Genomic DNA, 26,692 nt, shown 5'->3' on the forward strand with positions numbered 1-26,692 from the left:
CAGATTATATCCTTGGACATGACAGTACGGCGACATTGTTTGAAGACCATAGGTGCGTCGGGGGTAGCCGGCTTTCTGAAAATATCGACTGGCCGCCCGCCAATCTCAGTACAATGCCTTGATGAATCCAAACGACCCCTTCGACCGCGACAACTTGAGAGCTGCGGAAGCCATGCTCACCGAGCATGAAGTTGCCCGCGAGTACTTTCAGGGCGAGCTCTATCAGCGCGACGGCGATACCCGCCTCGGGGGCATCACGATTGAGCAACCCGACGGCGACACGCTAGATCTCGACGAGTGCGAGACCGGCAGGCTGTTCATGATCCCGGATGGCTCCACAGTGTGGGCGCTAGGAGTAGGGGAGCGCGGAGAGGCGCCAGCAGGCCTGGACGTTATGTCGAACAACCCGTTCATGGCAGAAGACGAGAACACCAGCGTCATCGCCTACAGGGATGAGGACGGTACATCCCTACATGTCGACGCGCTCTATATCCGCCGGCTGGTACTTGCCGTGGATGCTCCCGAACGCCTGGCCACGGTCGCATTCGGCCTGATGGCCATCTCGGCGTACCGCCTCGGCTTTGACCACATTTCGCTTTTCGCGGCTGGAAACGGACCGATCGATCCGGACGACCCAGATGGTTTCGTCGGATTCGCCGTTTGGCCAAAATTCGGGTTTGACGCCCGTCTAACACCCGCCGAATTGAACATGGCGCCATCCGAGGCTTTGCGTGCGTGCCGAACGGTCCAGGAGGTCATCGCAGTGGAGCCCGACTGGTGGAACGTGCACGGCCGGGGCCGGGATATGCGCTTCGACTTGAAAGCAGATAGTCGCAGTTGGGCGATCCTGCTAAACTATCTGTACCAATCACTTTCTGTGCAGGAGATTGAACCATGACCGCTTTGAAGAAGCCCGCCGCCAGTCCGACCAGCGCCTATAAATTGGCAGCTGCCGCGCGCCGTGCCAAGGTCGCTTCCATGGTTGGGCCGATCATTGGTGAAGTTAAACCATCCCAAGGCAGGATCCGCATCACGCTGAGTGGTAAAGCGATTAGCCGGAAAGCCCGCTCGGGTGTATTCGGACCGTCCGCCATCGACATTCCAGAATCTTCCAGCGTCCGAAAGCGCAAGTCAGCATGAGGAAGCGGCCAGTGGCCGCTTTTTTTTCGAATACTGTTTTTCGCGCGGACCGTACCCCGGAATACAGAACAGATATGGCCCAAGCAGGCGGTTCCGTCGCGTTACCGATCAAAGGCGGGATTTTCCCTCGTTGGCCCAGTGCTATTGATTTGCAGCGAAATCTGACCCACTTTGCCGCATAAGTTGCACACGAAACTGACCCACGTTTAAGACACAATCCTACTCACGACATTGAGTGGGGAATTGGAGTGATCGACGTGGCAACACTAGGCATTATTCGACGCTGGCACCTTCGTGACCAAGTCCCATTGAGAGAGATAGCGAGGCGTTTGGGTATCTCCAGAAACACCGTCCGGCGCTACCTGCGCTCGGAAACCATAGAGCCAGCCTACGCTGAGCGGCGCTCCAGCCGCGCCATCGACAAATACGCGTTCCAACTTTCAGCGTTCCTCAAGATTGAGGCGGCCAAGTCACGCAAGCAGCGGCGCACGCTGAAGCATATCCATGAGGACTTGAAGGAATTGAGGTTCGAGCGGTCTTACGACAGGGTCGCGGCGTTCGCGAGGGTGTGGCGGGAGGGTCAAAATGAGAGGGTCAATCCTGTCAGCAAACGAACAATGCCAGGAAAATTCCACCGATTCATCAACAATTCGACAGAACCGCTTCAAGTGGTGTGGGAATCTTTACGCTCGCCACTTGAATTTTTAGTAATACTAACCATTTATGGAAAGCAGTCGACGTGATTGCAAACTTAGGAAGTCAAAAATGACGTACAACATCAAACCAGGTCCAAAACCGAAAAAAGAAGATGGCACCGATGATCGCCGTCGGCATGTAGACGCGCCGAATGCCCCGAAGCATCCGACACTGCCGATCCACGTCCACCCGCCCGTCCCAAAGAAGAAGTAAGCAAAAAAGGGACGGCTGCACGGTGACCACGTTGGTGACGGCCAGGTCCAGGTCCGGCAAGTCCTGTGCGACATAGGGCGTGACGGTGGCGGCGACATGGGGATCGAGCGCTGACTTGGCGCCTGCCTCGATCTTCACCGCCGAACGGATGTAGCCGCCGTCGGCGCCGGTGACAGCCGGGTACCAAAACAGCAGTGTCTGCCCGTCCTTGTCATCGGCATCCAGCTCCAGCCGGTGGTGGCCAGCGGCAATGACGGTGGCCGCCAGATGGGCGAGTTGCGCTTTCAGTGGCCCCGCGACGTGGGACTGGCAGGCGGTGCGGATGGCGTCCAGGCGGACGCGGCGCTTTTTACCGCTCAGCGCTTCAAGGTCGGCAACTTCTGCAGGATAGCCCAGGTCGTCGCGGAACACCGTGATGTCAATATCTTCGGAAAACCGCGTAATCAGTCCGAACGCCTTGGACAGCGAGGTGCCGCCCTTAACAGCAGGCGTGGCCCGGCAGGCGCTAGGCTATCGAAGAGCGCATCCAAGGTCCAGCAGACCCAGAAGTCTTTTTCCACGTTCTGAACCGCCGTGCCCAGGCGAGTGGCCGCGCCGAGAAACAGGTCGCGCCGGTCTGCCTCGCTTGCGTTGATGATGGTGTGAAACGCCGGGTTCAAAGCGGGTCTCCCTATGGGGTCGTGTGCAGTCCCGTGCTGGTGGTCTTTACATTGCCAGAGGGCGGATGCTGCGCTTTCGTTGCTTGTTGCGGATCGCAGCAGCCAGGCAGTTCGCGCACCAGGCTTTGCATCCATGCCGGCAGCATGCCAAAGCCATCGAGCAGATCCTGGCGGATGGCGGCACCATGTGCCGTGTCGGCCAGGATCTTGCTGAGTTTTTTGAGGATGGCGGCCCGGTCAGACGGCAAGGTATCTTTTAGCCAGTACAGCGCCTGCACCACGCGCATGGCCGGACGCCCGGCCCAGTACAACCGGCTGGGCGCCGTGTGCTTGAATTCAATGGTCATGTTGTCGAGTTGAATCGTGCGGCGGCGCGTGTCGGTGTGGATGGTGACGCGGGCCGGTACCGCATCGGTCAGTCCAAGATCATTGGCGGCCGTCATGCCGTCGACCAGCAGGCGCAATTGGTCCCTGCGTGCAATCGCCTCGGTGACCGCACGGTAGTCCGGCGCGGTGGGCCGCTTGGTTAGGCCGCTGAGCCGGGGCCGGTCATACAGGCCCCGGTCGACGCGGCGCAACTCTCCCGCCAGCACCATGCGCTGCAAGGTTTTGTCGATGGCGTCTCGCTTGCTTAGCTGGCTGAAATCCGTAGGCACCCAGACCTGTCCCGGCGCTGATGCCTCAACCATCGCGTCGATGCTGGCTTTGAGTTCGGACATGCTTACCTCCTGTACGATATTTATAGCTCTTTTTCGGACAAGGAGCAAGAAATGTCCGAAAAATGTAGTTTTATTTTGGACGGAAATGCGCTGCCGCCTTACTGGCTTACAGTTGAGAGCGGGGCCTCCTGTCTTGCGTCGCAGGCGATGCGCGCAGCTCTTCGCCCCTGATACCGAACCTTTGCCGCAGATCAAAATCGATAGGAATAGTAGGAATAATATTATTCCTACACGGTGAGTCACGGAGGCAGTCATGCCCTTATCTGCGGAAGTCTATGAACGTATCTGCACAGCGGCGGATGCTCTGCATGCTCAAGGCGGCGGGGAGGCGTTTCCTACCGTGGATGCCGTGCGCAAGGCGGCCAGGGTCAGCATGAACGACGCCAGCGCGGGGATGCGCGAATGGCGCCGCGCGCATACGGTGCAGGCCGGCATGGCCGCCACCAGCGTGCCGGACAAGATCCGCGACGCGGGGTTGACGGCCCTGGCTGGCGTATGGAACGAGGCGCAAGCACTGGCGGGCGAGTCGCTGCGCCTGGCGCACTTGGCGTGGGAGACCGAACGCGGGGAAGCGGAAACGCTGGCGCGGCAGATGGCCGATGCCTACGAAGTGGTACTGGCTGAACTGCAGGCATGCCAGGCCCAGCTTGCCAGCACGCAAGGCGAGGTGCGGGAACTGGTGCAGCAGAAAGATACGATGGCAACCGCGCTTGCGGAAACGCAGGCCGCTGCCGCCCTGTCGGCAGTGCGCGTGCAGGAGATCGAGCGCCGTGCCCAGGAATTACGCACTGAGCTCGACCATGCCCATCAGGCGACGGCCCAGGCCAGGACTGAACTGGCGCAGGCCCACGTGACCAGCCGCAATGAAATCAAAGCCGCCAAGGCAGAGGCGGCGGCACTCACACGACAGGGAGCGCGCAAGTAGTGGCATCCGCGCGGAGGCGGCGATCAGGCGACGCGGCCGTTGATGCAGGCCTTGTCGTCTGCGCATGGCGAGGCCCGGGTTGAGCCGGCGGCATTAAAATGGCGGGCGGCGGAGCATCGTCTGGAACAGGTATTGGTCAACAGGAGCGTATTGATGAAGCAAAGAGTGCTGGTGATGAACGGGCAGCGCCTGCTGCAGAACGAGCAGGGCGGGCAATGGGCCACCAGCAAGGTGGACAAGGCCGGGGCGATCAAGCCCGGCATCTACGATATCTACCTGGCGCAGCCGGCCGACAAGGCGAAGACGTATGCCGGCGTCATCGTGCACGCCGATGGCGCCAGCGTGTACCAGCAGGTAGGCAAGACATTGATCAAGCACGCCGCCGGCGATTTCGCTAAAGTACCTGGGACGGGCATCGACACCAGTGTCAGCTATCAAGACGGCCTGGCGCACAGCAGCGGCGCCAGCGTCAAACAGGGGCGCAAGCTGAGCCGGTAGGTGGTGGCCGCGTTGATAGCGGAGGCGCGATCATGAAGATACCGATGGAGCGGCCACAGCAAGGCGCCAGCGCGCAGGCTGGCGCGCGAAGCGGCAACGCCGAGATGCAGGCCGATAGCCAGCTTTACCAGGCGGCGGGCGAACACTTGGAGCAGACGGCGATGCTGGAGGCCGCGCCGCTGGAGTCGCAATATGGCGCGGCGCTGGCGGCGCAGGTGGAGGCCAAGCACGAACAGGTCGAGCGCATTGAGGACAGGCTGGAGAACCTGATCGAGTCGCAGGCGTCGCGCCTGCAGCGCACGCAGCTGGGACAGCCTGGCATGCTGGCGCTGCCCGGCAAGCGCACGCAGTGGCAGCAACAGATGCAGCAGCAACAAAAAACCATGCAGCGCCTGCTGGGCCGCCTTGAACTGGTACGCGAGGTGCGCGACAGCATGGGCGTGCATGCGCCGCGCATCGAGGAACTCGCCACCCGCAAGCTGCGCGCCCAGCAGCCCGAACTGGCCAGCGACTGGGACGCACTGCAGCAGGCGCAGCGCCTGCACCAACTGCTGTGCCAGAGGGCGGAACAGCAGGGGCTTGACCGCAGCCACTCGCTGCAATCCGCGCGCGGCACCCGGCTGGGTCTATCGCATCACGGTCCATAAGGCCACCGCCGCCGCCAGGATCGCCAGGCAGCCGGCTGCGATATTCAGTAGGGCGACGGCATGCGCGGCGCGCACGGACGCGGCGAGCTGCTGCAAGGCGCCGTCGATTTCCCTCCGTGCGGCCCTGGCTGCTTGGGCACCGCCTTCCTGCATGGCGCCATCCATGGTCTCCCTGGCGGCGGCCAGCGCCGCGTTGAGGATGCGTTCCGCTTTTCCCCTGGCGTCCATGCTCCAGCGCTGCGATAGCGCTTCCATTTCCTCTTTGAACCGGTCGAGTTGCGCCTGCTGGGCCTTGGCTCCATCCTGCATCAGCCGGTTGTTGATGGTTTGCAAAATCAGAATGGGATCGTCGCGCGATACCGCCAGGCCGTGCTTCGCGGCGATCTCGCGCAGCAGTTCCTCGGTCTGGTCGCCCATCACAGCACCATCGCGGCATCGAGTTGGCCGTACACCAGGCGCTTGACGATCTTCAGGCGCTGGCGCGTCATCAGCGTCAGCGCCGGCGTGGCCAGCGCCTCGTCGAAGGTCAGGCGCTCCTGCAGCATGCTAGCCAGGTCGCGTCCGAAGGTTTCCTTCTTCAGCTCGGGCAGGCGAACGATGGCCGACAGGCGCTCCTTGTTGGCCAGGTAGGCCTTCATCTGTTCGAAGCTTTTTCCTTCGTGCTCGACCGGACCCCAGTAGGGATTGAGCCAGGCGATGAAGCGGGTTTGCTCCGGAAACTGGCTGGCGAGATGGGCGAAGCCGCTGACGGTATCGAGCAGGGCCTGGCCGCCCGTGATGACGGTATGCACTACCAGCTGGTGGCCGAGCTCTTCCAGCAAGGCGGGAATTTGGTTGCTGATCAGGTAATGCGACAGCGGCACGAAGGAACTGGCGCCATTGTCGATGATGGCGTCCCCGGTGGACTGGGCCACCAGGTCGATCAGGGCATCGAAGCCGCGCGGATTGATCTCGTCGTCCTCCATCAGCTCGATGCGGCGCACCTGCAGCGCCTGGTAGCCGTGGAAGGTGGCGTTGACCGGATCGGTATCGATGCACAGCGGTATAGCCGCCTTGCTGTGCATGTACTGGGCAAGCATGGCGGCGCTCAGCGACTTGCCGACGCCGCCTTTGCCTTGCAACATCATGTGGATATTGGCCATTACAGTAGCTCCTCTTTCTTGGGGACTGGGTTGAAGGTGAATCCGGCTGGTGCCGGCGCGTGAGCTGGTGCCCTGTTGCCTTTCGCAGGCAAGGCCGGGCGTGCCTGCTGCGCTGGGGCGCTGGATTTCTGCATGCGGTGCACGTGCTTGAGAAAGGTATCGTAGCCGAACGGTATGCGTCCCAGCGCATGCAGGTGGCGCCAGATGGAGCACATCGAAAAACCCGCCGCCAGGGCAGCGCGCACATCGTCGCTGACGGCCAGGAAAGCGACCAGGTACTGGTCGCGTTGCGCGGGCCTGGTTCCCTTGATCCATTCGCCCAGCTGCTCGGGATAGGGTTTATTCACGTCCTTGGCCCTCCATCATCCGCAAGGAAATTACACCGCCGACATGCTTTGGCCGCTGTTGCCAGATCGACGAACCCTTGGCGTGCCTCGGCGTCCATCCATCAGGCCCGTTTCGATATATTGACCGATGAAATTCGCGCCGCTTTGTGCCAAAACAAGGGTTAAATCGAAAGGCCGTCCTACGATTAAATGGCCCGGTCGCCGTGCGGACCGGGGCAGGATAGGTGAAGTTAGCTAACCGGCAGGCCGGTTCGCTATCTTCACTGGGCCTTATTCGCGCCTGCGGCGCTCAACGGAGATCCTGCTCTGCGAGGCCTGCCAAGGCCTGCGCTATCTACGCCAACCAGGAGCACACCATGGAAAACCCAACACCCGCCGCCACCCGTAAGGCCCGCCACCTGCGCGTGCCGGTGCTGCCAGCCGAAGAGGCCGAGATCAAGCGACTTGCCGCAGCGGCGGGCTTGCCGGTCGCCGCCTATCTGCGCAGGGTCGGACTTGGCTACCGGCTGCCGGGCATCCTCGATCATCGCCGCGTGGAGGAGCTGGCGCGCATCAATGGCGACCTGGGACGGCTGGGCGGACTACTGAAGCTTTGGCTGACAAATGACGAACGCACGGCTGCCTTCGGCGAGGCGACGATCCGCGCAGTGCTGGCCAAGATCGCCGATACCCAGGACCAGATGCATGCTGTTATGCGCGCAATAGTGTTGCCGCACGGTGGTTCGCAATTTAGCAGCTAAAAAAATTGGAAGCACGCGCCAGCGACAGACGGCGCCAGACAGCAGGGAGGGCACGGTGATCGCCAAGCATGTTCCCATGAAGGTCGCGAAAAAGAGCGGCTTTGCCAGCCTGCTGGCCTACCTGGCCGACACGCAGGCCAAGCGGGAACGCGTCGGCTGCTTGACGGTAACGAACTGCCAGTCCGACCAGGCCGTCGTTGCCATCACCGAGATCCTCAATACGCAGGCGCAGAACCAGCGCGCAGTAACGGACAAGACCTATCACCTGATCCTCAGTTTTCCCGCCGGCGAAGAGCCGGCCCCGGCCGTGCTGCAGGCGGTGGAAGCGCGCATCTGCCACGGCCTGGGCTACGGCGCGCACCAGCGCATCAGCGTGGTGCACCACGATACGGACAACCTGCACGTGCACATCGCAATCAACAAGATCCATCCCACCCGCTACACGATCCATCAGCCATACCGTGATCACGCTACGCTGGGGCAGTTGTGTGCCGTGCTGGAAGACGAATTCGGCTTGCTGCGCGATAACCACCAGGCGCGCCAGACTACTGCCGCCAGCCGCGCCATGGACATGGAGCGCCAGGCCGGTGTCGAAAGCATGCTGGGCCTGGTGCGCCGCACATGCCACGCGCAGATGCGCGATGCTGCCTCATGGCAGGCACTGCATGGCGTGCTGCTGGTGCACGGCCTGGCGCTGCGCGAGCGCGGCAACGGCCTGGTGATCGTGGCTGCGGACGGCACGGCCGTGAAGGCCAGTTCCGTGCACCGCGACTGCAGCAAGGCGCGCCTGGAGGCGCGGCTGGGGCCATTCGTTCCCGGGCCATTTGGTGTGGCAGATGTGAGAAGCGGCCCTGCGCGCCGGCCGCTGCACCTGGGGGTGCCCACCGACGAACTGTATGCGCGCTACCAAGAACAGCAGCAAGCTGCCGTCTCGGTCCGCACCGACATGCTGGCCGGTGCTCGCGCGCAGCACAAACGCCTGATTGCCGAGGCCAAGCGCAAGGGCCGGCTCAAGCGGACGGCGATACGCTTGATTGCCTGCGGCCCGCTGGTCAAGCGCATCCTGTATGCGGCGGCCTCGACAACGCTGACGGCGGACATCGCGCGTATCAACAGCGCCTACCTGGCGGAGCGCCGGGCCATCCGTAGCCAGCACGGGAGAATGGCCTGGGCCGACTGGCTGCGCACCCGTGCGCAGGCTGGCGACACTCAGGCGCTGGCGGCCCTGCGCGCACGCGGGGGAAGCCACGGCTTGAATGGCAACACACTGGCTGGCAGGCCGCTGGTGGATGCTGCGAACCAACTGCTGCCGCCAGCCGGCCTACTGCACGACAGCGTGACCAAGCAAGGCACACTCATCTATTGCGCTGGCGCGACCACGATCCGCGATGACGGGCATAAGCTGAAAATCACGCGCGGCGCCACGCAAGTGGGCCTGAAGCTGGCGCTGGACATGGCGGTGGCGCGCTATGGGCGCTGCCTGCATATCGGCGGCAGCGCCGCGTTCCAGGACCAGGTCATCCAGGCGGCGGCTGCCGCGCACCTGGCTGTCACGTTCGACGATGCCGTGCTGGAGCGGCGCCGTCAAGACCTGTTGCGTGCCCGGGGCACGAAGGAGAACCACGATGGAGAAGCAGGATCACCACGTCAGGGCGCTGAGCCCGGCACAAGCGCAGCGCGAGGCGCTGCTGGAACGGGCGCTGGAGTCGCTGGAGCGCGCGCCGCCGCCGGCTTCACCGACATCGCCGACCTCGCCGCCGACGCCAAACCACGGCGCGCCTTCGCATCCCGAACTGGCCCCGAGCCCGACGCTGGCGGCCCTGGACGCCATCCGCCGCCCGCAGCCAGGCACCGCCTGCGAGAGCTGCCGCAACTCGGTATGGTTCGCATCAAAAGTGGAACTGAAGTGTTATTGCCGCGTGATGTATCTGGTCACGTGGAGCAGCAACCAGCCGCAGCAGATCAGCGCGTGCGACGGCATGTTCCTGGGCGGCGAAGCGTAGCGGACAAGCGGACATTGGCCTCGGCGGCGGTGGAGGCGTTCCTGCTTGAGCGGGAACAAACAAGGCCGGGATTATCCGATATATCGAAATTTGAACGATATGATGGTGTCAAGGGAAGGGCTGTTTTTGCGGGGCTGCACGACGCCGGTGGCCAAGTGCTGGCGCTGCTGGAGCGGGGCGAAGCAACCATGGTCCTGCCGGTCAGCGAAAGAACAGCCAGGCGCTTGCGCAAGCTCTCTCCTGGAGATGCCGTCACCGTGACGCCGGATGGCGTCATCAAGACGAAAGGACGGACCAGATGAAAGACAAGTTCAATAACGCAGTCGGCCCACAGGTGCGCAGCGCTCGGCGCGGCGCCGGCAAGGCCATTCCCGTGCTCGCCGCGCTCACCCTGCTTGGCGGCTTCCAGGCGGCGACGCAGTTCTTTGCCCACGTTTTTCAATATCAGAGCGCGCTGGGGTGGCATGCCAGCCAGTTCTATCCCCCCTGGGCCATCGTCGGCTGGGCGGCCAGGTGGCGCGGCCAGTACCCGGACGCCGTGATGCAGGCGGGCAGCGTGGGCATAAGCGTGGCGGGCATCGGCCTGATCGCGCTGCTGGTGGCCAGGATGATCTCGGTCAACTCGGCCCGCGCCAGCGAATACCTGCACGGGTCGGCCCGCTGGGCGAACCTCGCCGATATCCGCGCCGCCGGCCTGCTGCCCCGGCATCGAGCCCTGTGGCAGCGGCTGGCGCGGCGCGCGCAGCCGGCCAGCGGCGGCGTGTACGTGGGCGCCTGGCTGGACCGGGCGGGCCGGCAGCACTATCTGCGCCACGACGGGCCGGAACATGTGCTCACCTACGCCCCCACGCGCTCGGGCAAGGGCGTCGGCCTGGTGGTGCCGACTCTGCTCGCCTGGCCGCACAGCGCCGTCATCACCGACCTGAAAAGCGAGCTGTGGGCGCTGACCTCGGGCTGGCGCCAGAAGCATGCCGGGAACAAGGTGCTGTATTTCGAGCCGGCCGCCGCCAAGGGCAGCGTGTGCTGGAATGCGCTCGACGAAATCCGCCTCGATACCGAGCATGAGGTGGGCGATGTGCAGAACCTCGCCACCCTGATCGTCGACCCGGACGGCAAGGGGTTAGAGACGCACTGGCAAAAGACCAGCCAGGCGCTGATCGTCGGCGTGATTCTGCATGCGCTGTACAAGGCGCGCGCCGAAGGCACGACGGCCACCCTGTCCGTGGTCGACGCCATGATGTCGGACCCGAATCGCGGCATCGGCGAGCTGTGGATGGAGATGATCACGTTCAGCCACGTTGGCGGGCGCAATCATCCGGTGGTCGGTTCGGCCGCGCGCGACATGCTCGATCGGCCCGAGGAGGAAGCCGGCTCGGTGCTGTCGACGGCCAAGTCCTACCTGTCGCTGTACCGCGATCCGATCGTCGCGCGCAACGTGAGCCGCTCGGAATTTTGTATCCGCGACCTGATGCACCACGACAGCCCCGTGAGCCTGTACATCGTCACACAGCCGACCGACAAGGCGCGCCTGCGCCCACTGGTGCGCGTGCTGGTCAACATGATCGTGCGTCAGCTGGCCGACCGCGTCAGCTTTGAAAACGGGCGCCCGGTGGCCCGTTACCGGCACCGCCTCTTGATGATGCTCGATGAATTTCCCAGCCTGGGCAAGCTCGATATCATGCAGGAGTCGCTGGGCTTCCTGGCCGGCTATGGCATCAAGTGCTACCTGATCTGCCAGGACATCAACCAGCTCAAGAGCCGCGAAACCGGCTATGGCCCCGATGAAAGCATCACGTCGAGCTGCCATATCCAGAACGCCTATCCGCCAAACCGGCTGGAGACGGCCGAGCACCTGTCCAAACTGACCGGCCAGACCACCGTGGCCAAGGAGCAGGTCACCACCAGCGGGCGGCGCACCAGTGCCTTGCTGGCGCAGGTGTCGCGCACCATCCAGGAGACGCAGCGCCCGCTGCTCACGCCCGACGAATGCCTGCGCATGCCAGGCCCGGTCAAGTCAGGCAGCGGCGACATCGAGAAGGCCGGCGACATGGTCGTCTATGTGGCCGGCTATCCGGCGATCTATGGCCGCCAGCCGCTGTATTTCCAGGACCCGGTGTTCCAGGCCCGCGCCTCGGTTCCGGCACCGGCCAAAAGCGACAAGTTGCGCCATGCGCACCGGCCTGCGGACGGCGAGGGCATACGGCTATGAACCGGACCGCCATGAAACTGGGCGCCTGGAGCGCTTATCTGTTCGCGGCGCTGCTGGTGCTGGGCATGGCCGCTCATGTCGCGGGTGCCCGCATCAACAGCAGCCGCAGCATCCCGCTCGGCTTGTACTGGACCAGTTCCGCACCGGTGGCCCCCGGGCGCTACGTGATGTTCTGTCCACCGCAGATCGGGGTGTTCGAGGAAGCACGGCGGCGCGGCTATATCGGCGCGGGTTTCTGTCCCGGTGGCTACGGCTACATGATGAAGAAAGTGCTTGGCGCCGGTAATGACATGGTCAGCGTGGGGCCTGACGGTGTGTGCGTCAACGGCCGCCTGCTTGCGCACAGCGCGCCGCTGGCTGCCGACGGCAACCAGCGCCCCATGGCCCGCTACCAGGCGGACCGGTACATCCTCAGCGAGTACCAGCTGCTGCTGATGGCCGATGCCAACCCCAGGTCTTTTGACGCGCGCTATTTCGGCCCGATCCAGCGCGCGCAGGTGAAGACCGTGATCGTTCCCGTGCTCACCTGGTAGCACGCCCATTTTGAACCGCAAGCCAAGGAGAAAACCGATGATAAATGAACGAGACATCCAGGCCGGCGCCGCGATGGCGGAAGCACGAGCCATGGCCGCCGTCCTGCGCGAGAAGCTTGGCGACGCCGCCGTGCCTGGCGGCGTCGCCGAGTTTGCGCCGGATGAAGCCGAGCAGGCCGGCTCCTTTGCCGAGGATGCCGTGGACGAACAGGATGCGGCGGCGGGCGTCATCGACCTGGCCGATGCCGGCGCGCCGCCGCCAACAGGGAGCGCAAGCCATGAACGGTCAAGCGAAGTCGCTGATTGACACCATCGCCGAAAAGCTTATCGCGCAGTTGAAGGAGGGCACGGCGCCCTGGCAAAAGCCCTGGCAGCCCGGCGATCCGGGGGCGTTCCTGCCATTCAACCCCACCACGGGCAAGCGCTACAAGGGGATCAATTCCCTGCACCTCATGAGCGAGGGGCATGCGGACCACCGCTGGATGACCTACAAGCAGGCCGCAGCCGTTGGCGCGCAGGTGCGCCAGGGTGAGAAGGGCACGCCGATCCAGTACTGGAAATTCAGCGAGAAAGAGGAGGCGGCAACTCCCACCGGCATGCCGCCATTGATTCCGGACGAACACCTGGAAAAGCAGCCTCTCAGGCTGGAGCGCCCTCAGATGTTTTTTTCCACGGTATTCAACGCAACGCAGATCGACGGCCTGCCGCCGCTGGTGCCACCTCCGTCTGTCGCCTGGGTGCCGGCTGAACGGGCCGAAGGGATATTGCAGGCTTCGGGTGCGAAAATCCAGCACGCCGGGCGCGAAGGCAGGGACAGCGCCTTCTACCGGCCGTCGACCGACACCATCCACCTGCCCGGCAAGGAGCAGTTCCCGACAGCCGACAATTATTACGCGATAGCCCTGCATGAACTGGGCCACTGGACCGGGCATGCGAGCCGCCTTGGCCGCGATCTTGGCCACCCATTCGGCAGCGAGGGATATGCGCGTGAAGAGCTGCGTGCGGAAATCGCCAGCATGCTGCTGGGCGATGAACTGGGCATCGGCCATGATCCCGGCCAGCATGCGGCCTATGTCGCGTCCTGGATCAAGGTGCTGCAGTCCGATCCGCTGGAGATTTGCCGCGCCGCGTCCGCTGCCGAGAAGATCCAGGCGTATGTACTGGGTCTGGAGCAGGTGCAGACGCAAGGGCTGGCAACATCGGTCGAAGCGCAGGAAGGGCGCTTTATCGTCAGCGAGCGGGTGGCTGGTGAGGACCGCTTTTCGCAGTCCTTTGCCACGCTGGACGACGCGGCACGCTGCTATGTGACGAAGTCGCAGTCCTTCAACCGCAGCATGGAGAAGGACGGGCGCCAGCTCGCTGGCGTGGTATGGGGGCCGGACGGCGATTTTGACGGTGAGCGCTTTGCGTCGCCGGAAGTGAAGGCGGCCGTCGAGAGGGCGCAGGAAGATTATTGGCAGGCGCTCGACGCGGCGCAAATCGGTGTGCCTGCAGAACAGGTGGAAGGGAAGGCGATTATGCAAACGGAAATGGACAATGTGGACGACAGCGAAGTGTCGCGGACGCGGCTGCAGATGCTGCGCGGCGATGTCGCTGATGCGGGAACGGCTTTTGATGATGCCGCCTTGCGGCACTTGGGCTTTACCCTGCCGCACGACTGGAACGGCCGCGTGATGGTGCAGGGCATGGCCACCGGGGAGGTGGATGGCGAGCAGCGGGAAGCATCAGCCGAACAACTGGGCCTTCGGCCCGAGTTCTGGGGAATCTACGCGCAGCAGGCCGATGGCCGCCACCAGTGGCTGGCCGAGCGCGACTCCCAGCGTGAAGCGACGCAGTTGGCGAGCAGGCTGGCGTTGATCGATGCGCACTCCGAGACCGATGAGCGCGAGCAGGCCGTGAAGCTGGCCAGATTGCATGAAGAGCGGGTGCGGCGCGATCCAGAGAGCGGGGTCGACGACCTGATGGCGGCGCGCGAAGCGCGCAAGGGGGCGGAACTGGCTGCCGTCACCGGCAGCGCGGACCTGCAGCGCCGCGTGGCGCAGTTCCAGGAAGGCGGCGGCCCCGTGCTGCTTGCCGTGCCGTTCAAGGAGAAGGACGAAGCCAAGGCGATGGGCGCGCGCTGGGACAGGGCGGCGCAGGCGTGGGCGGTGCCGCCTGGAGGCGATCCCGCCGTGTTTGAAAAGTGGCAGCGCAAACCGGCTGCGCAAGGAAATGGCGAACCGGCGCCGCAGGACGGCGCGCCAGCCGAAGCGCGCCAGCCGCGCCAGTATCTTGCCGTTCCCTATGGCGAACGCAAACTGGCCAAGGCGGCCGGCGCCGCATGGGACAAGGTGGCGAAGTCCTGGTATGCGGGCGCGAAGGCCAACATGGCACGGCTGGCGCGCTGGATTCCCGGCAAAGGGGACAGCCAGCAGGGACCGGCCATGACGGCGCATGAGGAATTTGCGGACGCGCTGCGTAGCCTGCGCTGCGTGGTCAGTGGTGAGCATCCCATCATGGATGGACAGAAGCACCGCATCACCGTGGAAGGCGAAAAGCACAGCGAGCATTCCGGTTCCGGCTTTTATGTTGCCCACCTCGATGGCCACCCCGCAGGCCATATCAAGAACAACAAGACGGGCGAGGCGATGGACTGGAAATACAAGGGCTATGCGCTCGACCCTGCACGGAAGGCCCGGCTGCAGGCCGAAGCGGCCATTCGCTTGCAAGAACGCCAGGCCGCCCAGGCCCGGCAGCAGGAAGCAGCCGCGAGCCGCGTTGCACGCCAGATGGCCAGCCTGCTGCCGATGGCGGAACCGACGCCGTACCTGTTATCGAAGGGGCTAATGCCGACACCTGGCATTTTTACCGACAAGGAAGGCAAGACCAGCTACATTCCCGCCACCGACGCCGACGGCAAGCAATGGAGCATGCAATACATTGGCGAGGATGGCAGCAAGCGTTTCGCGCGCGACAGCCGCAAGACAGGCTGTTTCCATGCCGTCGGCGGCCTCGAATCGCTGGCGCGGGCGCCCGCGCTGGTCATTGCGGAGGGCTATGCGACCGCCGCCAGCCTCTCCCGGTCACTCGGCTTCGCCACCGTCGCCGCCTTCGACTCGGGCAACCTGCCGCCGGTGGCGAAGGCGCTGCACGGCCGTTTCCCGGCCAAGCCGGTGATCATCGCCGGCGATAACGACCAGCATCTGGAAGCAGAGCAGGGCGTCAACCCCGGCAAGGTCAAGGCACAGGAAGCGGCGCGCCTGACGGGCGGTCGCGTGCTGCTGCCCATCTTCGCGCCGGGCGAGCAGGCCGCCGATCCAAAAGGATATACCGACTTTAATGACCTGGCCTGCAGGAGCCGCTTGGGAATGGAAGGGCTGGAGCGGCAGGTGCGGCCCGTGGTGCAGTCCGCGATTGAGAGCTTGCAGGCTAATAGCAACCAGAGTACTTTGTCGCTTGCGCTGGAACCGCTGCAGCGCCGGTTAGCCAGATCCGGACCGCAGTGACCGCATGCGGCTTGGCTGCCGTACGCGCGCGCCGCCGAGCTGATCTTTGATGTCTACGGCCTCGCGATCTCGCCGGTCACGTTGCTGGCGTGGGTTGCCGAAGCGCGCGCGGCCATGCAACGACGTCCGACCAGATCTCCTACCAATTGCGGGCCGCGCCGGTCCTCAACACCGACGAATCGGGCCTACGCGTGGCTGGCAAACTGCACTGGCCGCACATCGCCGCCAGCTACACGCTGACATGGTACGGCGTGCACGCCAAGCGGGGTTTGGAAGCGATCGAGGCACATGGCATCCTGCCGAACCGCCTCGGCGTGCTGGTGCATGATTGCTTGGCGCCTTCTGGGGAAACTCGACGATTCCATCCATGCCTTGTACAATACCCATTTGTTGCGTGAACTGGTCTACGTGAAAGAAATCACCGGCAAGCAGTGGCCCGAGTCGATGATGCAATTGGTGCTTTGCGCCAACCGGCTCTGCACGGCGGCGCGGCGTCAACAACGCACGCTCGACCCCAACGATATGGCCGCCTTCAGCACTGACTACGACGCCCAAGTGCGGGAGGGAGAAGCGATCCATCCCGAAACCGCACAACAGTTGGGACAACGCGTTCGCAGAAAACAATCGGTCGCCGCCAATCTGCTTCGCCGCTTCCGCCTGCACGCCGACGCTATCCTGTTCTTCATCAGCAACCCGGCCGTGCCGTTCACCAATAACGTTGGCGAGCGCGTCGTGCTCATGTCCAAGGTTAAAAAATCTCAGAATGTTTCCGCACGCTCGCCGGCGCTGAACATTTCTGCACCATTCGCTCCTGCCACGACACGCTGCTCAAGCAAGGGCACGGCATGTTCACCATCCTGCAACGTGCCTTCGCTGGCAGTTTTATCCTCCCAGCCGCATAGCCGCTGCACAGTCACGATCCACTTTCAATAATGCGAAAATATTGTTGTATTGGCTATAATTGGCGCAGAGTTGCAAAAATATGCTTTAGGTATAATATTACGCCCCGAAGAATGATATATTTTTAAAAAAAATAATTTTAAATTGTTTTTTGAAATTCTATCTTCGGTTAATGCTTTATGGTTTAAAGCGGAAGATGTTGGCCTATATAGCCTATTTCTACCGTAAAGTTGTCTGGGCAAATGTAGAGGTGAATTCGTCCGGAACTTCCATAGCGGGCGTGTAACTCGTAGAGTTGGGTTTTACCTTTATGATTTTTAAAGAATCTATGTTCTTTTAGTTTGGGATTTGACATGACACTGTGGCTTTCTGGTGTAACTTTTCGCCCCCAAATTAATGGCGTCGTCTTATTCCATTTATTTGCGCTTGTATCTAAATCTTTCAGGCAGCCCAGTATGGTTTCAAATTGGTTATCTCCTATTTCTAAAATATTTCTTTCGACATCTAACCCAAAAATAAGTGATGGAAATATTTTTTCCCTTTCACTCCAAAAATTGGAAGACCTTATGTTGTTAAAGGCACAATCATTGTAGCGAATAATTATTTGATCAGCTTGAGATCTTCCGGCTAAGTTGTCGACTTTTTCAGTGGCTTGCACGATACTTCCATCTTGCAATAACTCCTCAAAATTCACTGTTAGCTGGTCGTTCTCCCAAATTTTATCAGTGGGAAGGGAAATGGCGATTGCTGCTTGAAGCGCACACAATACCAATGAGTCAGTTCCATATACATTTTTTATCGCTGGTTCACAGCCCAAGAAACGATCTTTTACATGACAAGGTAATTCGGCGAGCAACGGAGACTTTGTGGCTAAACCCATCCAATAACTTGCCTCCTGTCTAGTTTTTGGATCTCGAACAAGGAGAACTAATAGGTCATAAAAAGTTGTTTCACCGGATATTTTTATCTCGCTCATCTCTCGAGGTAGTCTTAGACTTCTGCCTAAGTTTGTTACTTTTGCTAATGCTGTCATGCCACATGCCAAATTAACCAATGCCGTTGATGCACTTCCAATTAACCATGTAGTTGGAGCTAATGAAGCTTCGTTGAAAATCATATCTCTCATCGCAAGCTACCTTTTAACTCTCGGGGCTAATAATTCAATTAAATTTTCGTCATGTTGATCGAAGAACCCTGGCGGCCAACTGTCGAGACGTCCATCCTCTCCGATTTCTGGACTTGTAACATGAGATTCCGTGCCGTCACGTTCAAAGTAGTGAAACGCAGCATCCGTAGATTTTAATCGTCCTTTGCCACCATTGCGGATATCAATTCGTACTCCGTTCATAACATGGTCGCTATGTGTTTCCATTATGACCTGGATTCCGGCCGCTGCAGCTCGTGCTGCCAATTGACCTAGTCGAGTCTGCCCACGTGGATGCATGTGGGCTTCTGGATTTTCCAATAATACTAATGCGCCCTTCTCAGACGAGAGGAGAGCAACTAAAACCGGCATGACATAACTAAGCCCAAATCCGACGTTAGTGGCTCGAAAAGGCCTAGTTTTGACGTCTCCAGGGCGATCAAACACAAATCCTGTCAGAACCGAATCGGCACGTCGGATAGCTTCAACGGAAAGGTGACTGCCGGGACTAAATTCTTGCAGCCAAGCATCAACTTGTCCCTCAAGGTTATAGCCATATATAGAAGAGTTCAGTAATCTTGGGTCATCTATTTCTAGAACTATCTTTTTCCCATATTCCAGTAAAAAATGTAAAACATATTCACCATGTAATCCCATATTTTTTTCGATTATATGAGATTCCGACAAGGGCAACACTTGCCGTGGGCCAAATCGCTCGGAAAAGACGTAATGAAAATGGGAACTGAAAGGTGATATTTTTTCACGTTCGGCAGTATTTATCCAATCTATCGTATCTCGAACTTCTCTAATTGCTAGTTTTAATTGATCATCTTCACTTTGGTTTGCCAAACTATTTAGAGTATTTAATGAGGTAATGTTTTGGATGAGTTCAGCTTCAGTTTTGAAGTTGCTATTTTTGAGGATGCTCTTCATCAAATAATTTAATTTTGGATCTGGTAGAATAGATGTTAAATTATCTGATTTGTTATCGTAAAAATACCAGAAATCTATTTTTTTTAAACTATGAAAAGTATTTTCTGTTTTTTTAAATAAATCTAAACTGATTCGAACATGATCAGCGTCAGCTCCTTCAAATAATATGTCAGATCCTGTGCCGAGTTTCGCCAATTCGCCGTTTAGTTCTAATCGGCCATTTCTTAGGTTTCCGCTGCGCCAGGATTGACGGAGCAATAATATACTTTGAATTATACTGCTTTTTCCCATTCCGTTTAATCCAGCCAGCAATGTAAACATAGCAATTGGGAGTTTTAAATCCTTAAAACACTTGAAATTTGTAAGGCGTATTTCTGATATCATTTCAAAATTTCCTTGATTAGATGTTCTATTTTTGAAAATCTCAATGCCACTCTAGTCGACGCTCCAGTGGAGGCTGATATAGACGCATTGAAATATTCATCACTTGCTAATTGTCTAAATTTTTCGTAAATCTCCAATTTCTTATTAATAAGTATTTTTTGCTGTTCATCTGAGCAGTGAGCTATGTTAACGCTCCAAGCTTCAAATAGGGCCTTATTAATGGGATTTCTCCGAATGCCATCTTTTGGTTTTCGAAATGTTTCACTTCCAAAAATTTTATATGAACAGATCATTGAGTTTTTGAATTTCTTCGCGAGATTGGTGCGTTCTATTTCTGATAATTTATTTAATTCGCGCATGGTTCTTGTTAGGTAACTATCTAAGCCCATACTTCCGGTAACATACTCTTCCCAAGGATGTAAATAAAAAGAGAAGAATCTTAAAACCATTTCTTGTGCCTGCATCCGTGAATCATTGATCGGATTTGTGGTGGCTAGCGTAAATTCTTCCGCAGATGCAAGCGTCAAGAGAAACTCTCGAACTATACCTTTATTTAGAGCATTTCTAATTTCTTGTGCCGTTAATTCCATTCCACCGGTATTGATTCTTTTGAAAATATTAATCATTACTTCTTCTGGTGTTCCATCTTGAATAAGATGAACAACAAGTGATGTCTCTTCGATCCTTCGTTGGAATGAGCGGGGGAGTTGGTCGAATTTAAGGTCATTGAGTTTAATTAGATACTCGAGATCAGATAATGCATATTGATTTTTTATGAAGTCATATATTGTAGTTAACCGTTGAATGCCATCCACAACAGACCAACGGTCTTGGTCATCAGATGCAACATAGAAGACTGGCAACGGAATTCTAAGTAATAGAGATTCAATCAGTCTACTTTTGCGTGCGTGATTCCAAAGCCTAGCTTTTCGCTGAAAAGCCGGAGCCAAATCTATCTCGTTAAAATCTACACGTTTTACGATTCCATCGATTAATGCAGGTATGGTAGTTACTTTTATTTTGTCCGGATCAAATGGGCGTGTGATCCCGACTGAGGAATCTTCAAATTCGTCCTCTATATCAGAATCTAAATTTTCTTGCAATATTTTTTCTTGTGTAAATATCATGAATTTTATTGCTTAATAGTTGATGATAAGACCTATGAGGGCAATTTTTCTATCGACTTTGAGTCTGGTAGCAATGAAGTCTTTTTCCTTGTGTATTTCATCCCAATCGACGTGATGGCGCCTAATTGCAAATTTTGTTTTAATAGCAACAATAGATGAATTCCATACACACGCTAGTTGGTGGCTGCGCCCTGTTTTTCTTGACTAATATGGAGAGGTTTGAGTACGGTATTATGATACCTGAGACGATATCTATAGGTTTACGTTTTCTGCATTTTTTGGAAGATTTCTTGTTTTTTTGATATTTTATGGTTCTAGCGTACTGTGTGAGTGTTCATGGCCGTGGTAGACACTCCTGAGTCATAATTTAGAACGATATGCGGCATGAAAGAACGATTGTATTCTAGCCATAGTGCTCGCTTATATCCTTTTCTCACCAGATCAGCCCGATAGGGCAAATTGTATTGGACTGACCGCGAATGGTAGTTGGCTGCTCTGGCCCACAAATTTCCTGTATCGTGAAGCAAATGCTGCCTCAGCCGCAGTGCAGGTAGGTTGTGTGGATAGTAACTTTTCATCGTCACATGGGCTGACCGATTCCATGCTTTCTGAGCTCAAAGAGATAGGCTGAGTTGAATTGCTTCGGACCGATGTCATAAGTACCGTTTTTGTTAGCGATGATCATGCTTGGCTTACCACCTTCCTTCTCGGCAATTGCCAGCAGAATATTCGCAGGTACTTGGTATTTGATGGCGCTCGTGATCGCGCACAGGATACGCTCCTGCTGCAGGAGAGGGAGGTCGAGCATGATGTTTCTCCTCTGTTCCGTATGTGCTTGGGGAGCTATTCGGGCTTGCGGTCGCGGAATGCCGCCACCTCCCCACTTGGATCTGCGGAAGTGCTGTCTCCCGCAGAGAGACTTCCATCTTCCATCGCAGATGCCCCGCTATCCGGCGCTCCAGGCTGATTTCGGGACTTGATAGCTGCAGCAATCTCGCCGCCGAGGGTTTTGCTGACGCGATCACCGGCTGCCGCAAGACTTTGCCTGACCTTTTCCTTGCCGACGTCCCATGTTACCTGCACCAGATTGCCCGCTGCACCTGCCGCAATCCTGCCCGTTCTCGCCGCCAGTGCCGCTGCGGCGGCCGGGCTACCCATGCCGGGCACTGTTTTTGCTGCACGTTGGCCTGTTTTGCTCTCACGGGCCGCGTTGGTGGATCCGTTCGCGCTTTGCTGATTGGAAGGCGCGGCGGGAGGCTGCGCTTGCCGTGAGGGACTGCCTGTTAGCTGTGTTTCTGTCGTATCATTTCCAGCATCTGCACTGCTGCTTGCCGCCTGCACAGTGTCGCCCATGGCAGCGGCGAGTGCGCCGCTGCCCGTGCCTTGATCGGCTCCTGTCCCACTGTCAGCGCCTCTGGCCGAGGCCATGACGTCGTGAGTACCGCTTGCTGCGCTTTCCGCTGCATTCGCCTTGGATACTGCCGCCAGCAGTGCCTGCACTCCGCCTGCGACGTTCGCCGTTCCTGCAACGACTGCCGCACCGGCCGTCGCGGCGGCTGTCGCAGCCATCGCGGCGGCGCCCAGGGCTGTTCCTGCGCCGAAGCCGCTGCCTAGCGCACCGGTTCCTCCACCCATGGCCAGCCCACCCACCATCGACGGGACCTTGTTGACCAGGGCGAGCAGGATGATGGCGACGACCATGATCACTGCCAGTTCATTCATTTTGTAGGCAGAGCTCATGTTGGTGTAAAACTGGTCAATGAACGATTTTCCTATGCCGACGAGCAGCACCATCGTAAAGAGCTGGGCGCCAATGCTTAGCACGGTCTTGTAGTAATTGATCGCCATGTCCGAGGTCCAGCGCGAGCCTCCGAAACCGAGAAAGAAGATGCCCGCATAGGCCAGTATCCAGCCGCTGATCAAGAGAAGCAGCATGTTGACGCCAATCAGCGCAAGAGAAATGAGGGTGATCAGGCTGATCGCGACGCCAACTGCGCTGCTCAAAGGCGACCAGAGCGATGATTTTTCAAGTACGTTGGCGAAGAGTCCGAATCCGATGTCAACGATACCTGACGGCGATAAGCCTGGCCCTGTACCGGCGGCGCCAGCGCCTATTGTGCGCATCGAATCGATGATTGAGGTTGCAAAATTTGGGCCGTTGCGCAGCAGCCACCAGAAGAAGCCGGTAAAAATGGTGAAGCGTACGAACTCCGCAAAGAGCTCGCCGATATCAGCTTTGCGCATTGCCATCATGCCAAACGTCCATACCATGCTAATGGTTGCCAGTGTCCAGAAAAGGCGTGTGGCGTGCGAGGTGATCGTCGTCGCCCAAGTGGCGGCGACGGCGGAATAGCGTGCAAGGACGTTGTCGAGTACGCCCGTGTTGTCGATTTCTGCTCTGGCAGAGAACGACAGCGACGTCAGGCCCAGCAGAAGTAGCGCACAAAGCACGGTCTTCGATAGTGGCATGTGTCTTGGCGTATTGGTTTTCATCAGGTACTTCACCATTCACGTTTCGGACTCGGGCGGAAGGTATTACGCCGCAAGCACAGATCTGTGAATTGGCTCCTGGCCTTCCGGTCCTTGATCTTCGCAATCGCTTCGGGCTCGCAGTTTTCAGCTGTCACGGGCGGCAGGGAATCCGCCGGATCGCTAGGCGTGCACGCGGCAAGCTGGAGCAGGACGGCAAGCAATATGATCGGCTGGCGCATGGCAGTCTCCCTACCATCCGCGCACGGGGCTGGGTTTATAGGTGTTGCTCAGTACTACTTCGTCCGAAGCGCGCTGCATTGCCTCGCGGTCGGCCAGGCTCTGGTAGCGCGTGGCGATAACGTTCTGCTGGGAAATCAGCAGGCCGCGTATCTGCAGCAGCTGCGTGGCCTGCTGGCTTGCCAACTGGTTGGCGTAGCCGATGGCCTGCATCTGGCCGCTGGCGCCCTGAGCTGCGGCCTGCAGCTGCATCAGCTTGCGCGCGTCGGCTTCCATGGCATCCTGCTGGCGGTCCAGGCCCCGGAAGAGCGCGTCGGTCGAGCGTTTCTGCGCGTCCGAGCCGAGGCGCTGGGCATCGCTCATCGCGTTCCATTCGGCCTGGGTACAGCCGCGCACCGAGAAACAGGGCGAGCCACGGTAGTCGCTGGTGCTGCGGTATTTGCGCAGATAGGCGTCAATGCTGCCCAGGCTGCTCTTGTAGTAGCTGAGCGTGTCGATCTCGCGGCGCAGCAGGTTCATGGTCTGGGTGGCCTGGTCCCAGATGAACGATGGTGGCGCGGCGGTATTTTGCAGCATGTTCTGGTATTGCTGCAGCTGGGTGCGGTACTGCTGGATCTGTTTGAGGGTGTGCGCCACGTTTTCCAGGGCGCTTACGCTGTTTTGCGACAGGTTGCTCGAATCGATCACCGGCAGCGCGGCGCGCGCAGGCTGCATGGCGGCTGGAATGCACAGCGCCATGCCCGCCAGGATTTTAGCTGCTAAAGTTTTGTCCATGATGATTGCTCCTTGCCGTCAGTAGTCAAACGCCTTGTAGGGGCGGGAAAAGGTCAGGTCCTTGGTCACGATCACGTTGAAGCGGTAGCCGGGCCGGATTTCCAGCGTCGGCGCGATGTTCATGTTCCTGGCGATCAGCTGGGCCGTCACCTGGCCAAGCTGCTGGCCCAGCGCCTCGCTCATGGCGCTGCTGGCGCTCTGGCGCGTGCCCTGGCTCACCGTCTGCGGCTGGCTGATGGCGATGCCCGCCGTGATGCCCGACATCAGGAAGGCGGAGGAGAAGAGGCGCAAGTAGTGGTTGTTGACCTGGTCGCGCAGGCCCGCGTAGCCGGTGCTGTCGGCGCCGGGCATACTGCCGATGTCCATGGCCTTGCCATCCGGGAAGACGATGCGCTGCCAGGCCACCAGCACGCGCGACTGGCCGTAGACCAGGTCGCTGGAGTATTGGCCCACCAGGCGCGAGCCTTGCGGAATCAGCCGCCATTTGCCGGTCGCGGTATCGAACACGTCCTGGCTCACCTGCGCCACGATCTGTCCCGGCAGGTCGGAGTTGATGCCCGAAATGAGCATGGCCGGGACGATGAAGCCGGCGCGCAGTTCATAGGGGGAGCGGGGCGCTTCCACGCGCGAATCGAGCCGCCAGCGGTCGCCCTGGCCCAGGGCATCGAACTGGCGGTAGTCCTTGGCGCCCACCATGAGCGGCTCTGCCGCCACCGGCCGCGTCCCAGTGTCGCCCAGGCCCGCAGCCTGCAGCTGCTGCAGCCGCGCCATGTAGGCGCTGGCGGGGTTGTCGCGCCCCTGTGCATCAGCCTGCTGCTGCAGGGCGGCGATCTGCGTGAGCGCGTCCTCACGACTGAGCGGCGCGCCGCCAGCGGGTGCGGAGCCGGCGCTGCGCGGTGCGGTGGCCTGCACCGTGGTGCGCGCGCGAACCGCCTCGTCCAGTTGGCGCAGCTTGTCCATGCGCAGGCGCTCGCGCTCGTCCATGCTGCGCTGCTCCTCCATCGGCAGCGGGCCGCCAGGCGGGCGGGGCGGCGCTTCCAGGTCATCGGGACGGGCCACGATGATGGCGTCTGGCGGCGGCTGGGTGTCCGGCAGGGGCGGGGCTGTGGGCTTCGCGGGGGCGACGAAGCCGTCTTTTTCCTTGCCGGCGATCTCGCTGGCGAACATGCTGGTGCTGCCTGCCTTTGCTTCCAGTGGATCTGGCGGGCGGTTTTGCTGGACCGAGCGGTCCCAGGCTACAAGCGCCATCACCAGCAGAAAGATGCCCATGGCGCCGCCCACCAAGTAGACGGGCAGGTTGTTGACGCGCTTGACGCCCGACTTCTTGCGCACGCTGCCGGGCGACGCATCCGGCGACATGTCGTCGTCGCCGTTCATGGTGCCGCCTCCCTGCGTATCCAGGCGCTGGCCGGCCGCGCCGCGCCTTCATCCAGGAGATAGGCGCGGCTCAGCGATTCGCCGCCCGCATACAGGGTGAGGCGCGCCAGGCCTGGCGGGGCGGCCATGTCGAGCACATAGCGCAGCGCGATGGCCTCGGCAGCCGGTGGCTGGAGCGTTGCGGTGGCAGGCGCTTGGGTGCTGAATTCGGCGACGGCGTAGCCCTGCGCCCGCAGGCGCGCCAGCAGGTCCGTGCCGAAGCCGTCCTGCGCCGCATGCTGCAGCGCGAAGCGTGTTTGTGCTGGCGGGTAGCTGGCGGCAAGCCGCATGGCCGCATCGCCGGCGATGCCGCTTTCCTGCGCCGGGACCAGCGCGGCAAGCAGGTTGCCGTAAGCGGGCGTGTCGGCCCCCTGGTTTGCGGCGCATCCCGCAAGGCAAGCCAGCAGGAGTGTCAACATCAGTGGTGCAAGCAACAGGGGCCGCATGCTATTTCTCCCGCGTGATGGTGACCTTGTCCTGCGTGCGGCCCGCGCCGGCTATCAGGATGGCCTTGTCGAACACCGTGTCGACGATGTAGCGGTCGCCTTGCACGCGGTAGTTCACCATCGCCGTTTCGTCGTCGCGGAACAGGCCGCCGTCCTTGCGCACCACCAGCAGCGCGGGCGCTTCGGTCTGCGCCATGGCCAGCGGCATCTGGATAATGGTCTTGCTGCCGTTGTTGTACACGCGCACGGGCTTCCAGGGGGCGGAGCCCGTCACCGCATAGCCGAAACTGAGGTCGCCCAAGTACTCGCCGGTCTGCGCGATGGTGCGCTCCTGCTTTTCCTTGCTGTCGCGGACCTTCAGGGCATCCCACTTGGCTGCCGCATCCTCAACGTAGGTAAAGGCGATGCGCGGCATGAACTGGCTGCGGTGCGATCGCAGGCGGACATGGTAGGTGCGGCGGCTGGTCGTGACGATCAGCGAGGTCTCCAGCCCGACGTCGAGCGGCTTGATGATCAGGTGCTGGACTTCGGCCGGGCCGCTGCCGGTGATCGCCGGCTCCACCGTCCAGCGCGCCGTGTCGCCCAAGTGGATGGAGTTGACCTGTTCGCCCGCCTGCAGCTCCATATCGCAGACCTGCAGCACGGCGCATACGATGCCGGGCTGCTGTGCGCCGAACAGGAAGCGCACCGTGCCGTCCTCGCCGGGCACGGGCTGCACGCCGGTGCCGCCGCCGCTGCGCCAGCGCTGAGCAATGGCAATCGTGTCCTTTTCCTGCTTGGTGAGCGGCAGGTCCTTGCCCGAGAAATAGCTGTCGGCCACGCTCTTGCTGTCCGGCGCGTTCTGGGCTCTTGCCGCTACGGCGGCAAGGCACAGTATCAAAAGAAGGGAGATGGATTTCACGG

Annotated in this window: 27 protein-coding genes and 1 pseudogene; 13 read left to right on the top strand and 15 right to left on the bottom strand. The window is 59.9% G+C overall.

What is annotated here, in order from left to right; all coding sequences use genetic code 11:
• Positions 1-121: 121 nt before the first annotated feature.
• From Q8L25_RS17715 to Q8L25_RS17725, 3 genes and pseudogenes are all read left to right on the top strand, one after another.
• Positions 122-898 (top strand): hypothetical protein, encoded by a 777-nt coding sequence (locus Q8L25_RS17715; RefSeq protein WP_308920617.1) that lies wholly within the window; start codon positions 122-124, stop codon positions 896-898.
• The gene (locus tag Q8L25_RS17720; protein WP_308920618.1) at positions 895-1,140 is read left to right on the top strand and encodes a hypothetical protein; all 246 of its coding nucleotides are present in this window, start codon (positions 895-897) and stop codon (positions 1,138-1,140) included. Before Q8L25_RS17715 ends, Q8L25_RS17720 begins: the two co-directional genes overlap by 4 nt.
• Positions 1,141-1,388: 248 nt before the next feature.
• Positions 1,389-1,757: pseudogene (locus tag Q8L25_RS17725) on the top strand (helix-turn-helix domain-containing protein); the annotation flags it as partial.
• 142 nt (positions 1,758-1,899) lie between these two features.
• Here the strand turns inward: Q8L25_RS17725 and Q8L25_RS17730 are convergent.
• Positions 1,900-2,514, bottom strand: a complete 615-nt coding sequence (locus Q8L25_RS17730; protein ID WP_308925748.1) for a nucleotidyl transferase AbiEii/AbiGii toxin family protein — start codon at positions 2,512-2,514, stop codon at positions 1,900-1,902.
• A 205-nt stretch (positions 2,515-2,719) separates the two neighbouring features.
• On the bottom strand, positions 2,720-3,427 hold the full coding sequence (locus Q8L25_RS17735) for a DUF6088 family protein (protein WP_308920619.1): 708 nt from the start codon (positions 3,425-3,427) through the stop codon (positions 2,720-2,722).
• A 253-nt stretch (positions 3,428-3,680) separates the two neighbouring features.
• On the opposite strand from Q8L25_RS17735, the gene Q8L25_RS17740 reads away from it, so the two are divergent.
• The 3 genes from Q8L25_RS17740 to Q8L25_RS17750 all read left to right on the top strand — a co-directional run bounded on the left by Q8L25_RS17740 (position 3,681) and on the right by Q8L25_RS17750 (position 5,497).
• Positions 3,681-4,352, top strand: a complete 672-nt coding sequence (locus Q8L25_RS17740; protein WP_308920620.1) for a DNA-binding protein — start codon at positions 3,681-3,683, stop codon at positions 4,350-4,352.
• A 153-nt stretch (positions 4,353-4,505) separates the two neighbouring features.
• Positions 4,506-4,850 carry a KfrB domain-containing protein gene (locus Q8L25_RS17745; protein ID WP_308920621.1) on the top strand — a complete coding sequence of 115 codons (345 nt, stop codon included), beginning with the start codon at positions 4,506-4,508 and terminating at the stop codon, positions 4,848-4,850.
• Positions 4,851-4,882: 32 nt separating this feature from the next.
• Positions 4,883-5,497 (top strand): IncP plasmid survival protein KfrC family protein, encoded by a 615-nt coding sequence (locus Q8L25_RS17750; RefSeq protein ID WP_308920622.1) that lies wholly within the window; start codon positions 4,883-4,885, stop codon positions 5,495-5,497.
• Here the strand turns inward: Q8L25_RS17750 and Q8L25_RS17755 are convergent.
• The 3 genes from Q8L25_RS17755 to Q8L25_RS17765 are packed head-to-tail and all read right to left on the bottom strand — an operon-like array spanning position 5,477 to position 6,986.
• Positions 5,477-5,914 (bottom strand): conjugal transfer protein TraM, encoded by a 438-nt coding sequence (locus tag Q8L25_RS17755; protein ID WP_308920623.1) that lies wholly within the window; start codon positions 5,912-5,914, stop codon positions 5,477-5,479. The genes Q8L25_RS17750 and Q8L25_RS17755 overlap by 21 nt on opposite strands.
• Entirely contained in the window at positions 5,914-6,639 is a 726-nt protein-coding gene (locus Q8L25_RS17760) for a conjugal transfer protein TraL (RefSeq protein WP_308920624.1), read from the bottom strand. The genes Q8L25_RS17755 and Q8L25_RS17760 overlap by 1 nt, the downstream gene beginning before the upstream one ends.
• A complete protein-coding gene (locus tag Q8L25_RS17765; protein ID WP_308920625.1) occupies positions 6,639-6,986 on the bottom strand; it encodes a TraK family protein in 348 nt (115 codons plus the stop codon). The genes Q8L25_RS17760 and Q8L25_RS17765 overlap by 1 nt, the downstream gene beginning before the upstream one ends.
• A gap of 356 nt (positions 6,987-7,342) precedes the next feature.
• Between Q8L25_RS17765 and traJ the strand changes: the two genes are divergently transcribed.
• The 7 genes from traJ (at position 7,343) to Q8L25_RS17805 (ending at position 16,889) form a co-directional block, all read left to right on the top strand.
• A complete protein-coding gene (traJ, locus tag Q8L25_RS17770; protein ID WP_308920626.1) occupies positions 7,343-7,726 on the top strand; it encodes a conjugal transfer transcriptional regulator TraJ in 384 nt (127 codons plus the stop codon).
• A 55-nt stretch (positions 7,727-7,781) separates the two neighbouring features.
• Complete coding sequence (gene traI, locus Q8L25_RS17775; protein WP_308920627.1) at positions 7,782-10,031, top strand: TraI/MobA(P) family conjugative relaxase; 2,250 nt, start codon at positions 7,782-7,784, stop codon at positions 10,029-10,031.
• A complete protein-coding gene (locus tag Q8L25_RS17780; protein WP_308920628.1) occupies positions 10,028-11,938 on the top strand; it encodes a type IV secretory system conjugative DNA transfer family protein in 1,911 nt (636 codons plus the stop codon). The genes traI and Q8L25_RS17780 overlap by 4 nt, the downstream gene beginning before the upstream one ends.
• Positions 11,935-12,471: a conjugative transfer signal peptidase TraF gene (gene traF, locus Q8L25_RS17785; RefSeq protein WP_308920629.1), complete on the top strand. Its 537-nt coding sequence runs from the start codon at positions 11,935-11,937 to the stop codon at positions 12,469-12,471. The genes Q8L25_RS17780 and traF overlap by 4 nt, the downstream gene beginning before the upstream one ends.
• Positions 12,472-12,508: 37 nt before the next feature.
• A complete protein-coding gene (locus Q8L25_RS17790; protein WP_308920630.1) occupies positions 12,509-12,778 on the top strand; it encodes a hypothetical protein in 270 nt (89 codons plus the stop codon).
• On the top strand, positions 12,750-15,956 hold the full coding sequence (locus tag Q8L25_RS17795) for a zincin-like metallopeptidase domain-containing protein (RefSeq protein WP_308920631.1): 3,207 nt from the start codon (positions 12,750-12,752) through the stop codon (positions 15,954-15,956). Before Q8L25_RS17790 ends, Q8L25_RS17795 begins: the two co-directional genes overlap by 29 nt.
• Positions 15,957-16,280: 324 nt before the next feature.
• Positions 16,281-16,889: a transposase gene (locus Q8L25_RS17805; protein WP_308920633.1), complete on the top strand. Its 609-nt coding sequence runs from the start codon at positions 16,281-16,283 to the stop codon at positions 16,887-16,889.
• A gap of 151 nt (positions 16,890-17,040) precedes the next feature.
• Here the strand turns inward: Q8L25_RS17805 and Q8L25_RS17810 are convergent, their stop codons facing one another.
• From Q8L25_RS17810 to trbG, 10 genes are all read right to left on the bottom strand, one after another.
• The gene (locus Q8L25_RS17810) at positions 17,041-17,973 is read right to left on the bottom strand and encodes a hypothetical protein (RefSeq protein WP_308920634.1); all 933 of its coding nucleotides are present in this window, start codon (positions 17,971-17,973) and stop codon (positions 17,041-17,043) included.
• Between the two features lie 15 nt (positions 17,974-17,988).
• Complete coding sequence (locus Q8L25_RS17815) at positions 17,989-19,317, bottom strand: DUF3696 domain-containing protein (protein ID WP_308920635.1); 1,329 nt, start codon at positions 19,315-19,317, stop codon at positions 17,989-17,991.
• The gene (locus tag Q8L25_RS17820) at positions 19,314-20,444 is read right to left on the bottom strand and encodes a DUF262 domain-containing protein (RefSeq protein ID WP_308920636.1); all 1,131 of its coding nucleotides are present in this window, start codon (positions 20,442-20,444) and stop codon (positions 19,314-19,316) included. Before Q8L25_RS17820 ends, Q8L25_RS17815 begins: the two co-directional genes overlap by 4 nt.
• 580 nt (positions 20,445-21,024) lie before the next feature.
• Positions 21,025-21,252 carry a hypothetical protein gene (locus tag Q8L25_RS17825; RefSeq protein ID WP_308920637.1) on the bottom strand — a complete coding sequence of 76 codons (228 nt, stop codon included), beginning with the start codon at positions 21,250-21,252 and terminating at the stop codon, positions 21,025-21,027.
• A gap of 35 nt (positions 21,253-21,287) precedes the next feature.
• Positions 21,288-22,937: a P-type conjugative transfer protein TrbL gene (trbL, locus tag Q8L25_RS17830; protein WP_308920638.1), complete on the bottom strand. Its 1,650-nt coding sequence runs from the start codon at positions 22,935-22,937 to the stop codon at positions 21,288-21,290.
• Between the two features lie 8 nt (positions 22,938-22,945).
• Complete coding sequence (gene trbK / locus Q8L25_RS17835) at positions 22,946-23,155, bottom strand: entry exclusion lipoprotein TrbK (RefSeq protein WP_308920639.1); 210 nt, start codon at positions 23,153-23,155, stop codon at positions 22,946-22,948.
• A gap of 10 nt (positions 23,156-23,165) precedes the next feature.
• Positions 23,166-23,933, bottom strand: a complete 768-nt coding sequence (gene trbJ, locus Q8L25_RS17840; protein WP_374694312.1) for a P-type conjugative transfer protein TrbJ — start codon at positions 23,931-23,933, stop codon at positions 23,166-23,168.
• A 12-nt stretch (positions 23,934-23,945) separates the two neighbouring features.
• Entirely contained in the window at positions 23,946-25,304 is a 1,359-nt protein-coding gene (locus Q8L25_RS17845; protein ID WP_308920641.1) for a TrbI/VirB10 family protein, read from the bottom strand.
• Positions 25,301-25,762, bottom strand: coding sequence for a conjugal transfer protein TrbH (locus Q8L25_RS17850; RefSeq protein ID WP_308920642.1), 462 nt, complete (start codon positions 25,760-25,762; stop codon positions 25,301-25,303). Before Q8L25_RS17850 ends, Q8L25_RS17845 begins: the two co-directional genes overlap by 4 nt.
• Before the next feature lie 28 nt (positions 25,763-25,790).
• The gene (gene trbG, locus Q8L25_RS17855; protein WP_374694178.1) at positions 25,791-26,690 is read right to left on the bottom strand and encodes a P-type conjugative transfer protein TrbG; all 900 of its coding nucleotides are present in this window, start codon (positions 26,688-26,690) and stop codon (positions 25,791-25,793) included.
• Positions 26,691-26,692: the final 2 nt, after the last annotated feature.

This window comes from Janthinobacterium sp. J1-1 (assembly GCF_030944405.1).
Classification (GTDB): Bacteria; Pseudomonadota; Gammaproteobacteria; order Burkholderiales; family Burkholderiaceae_D; genus Janthinobacterium.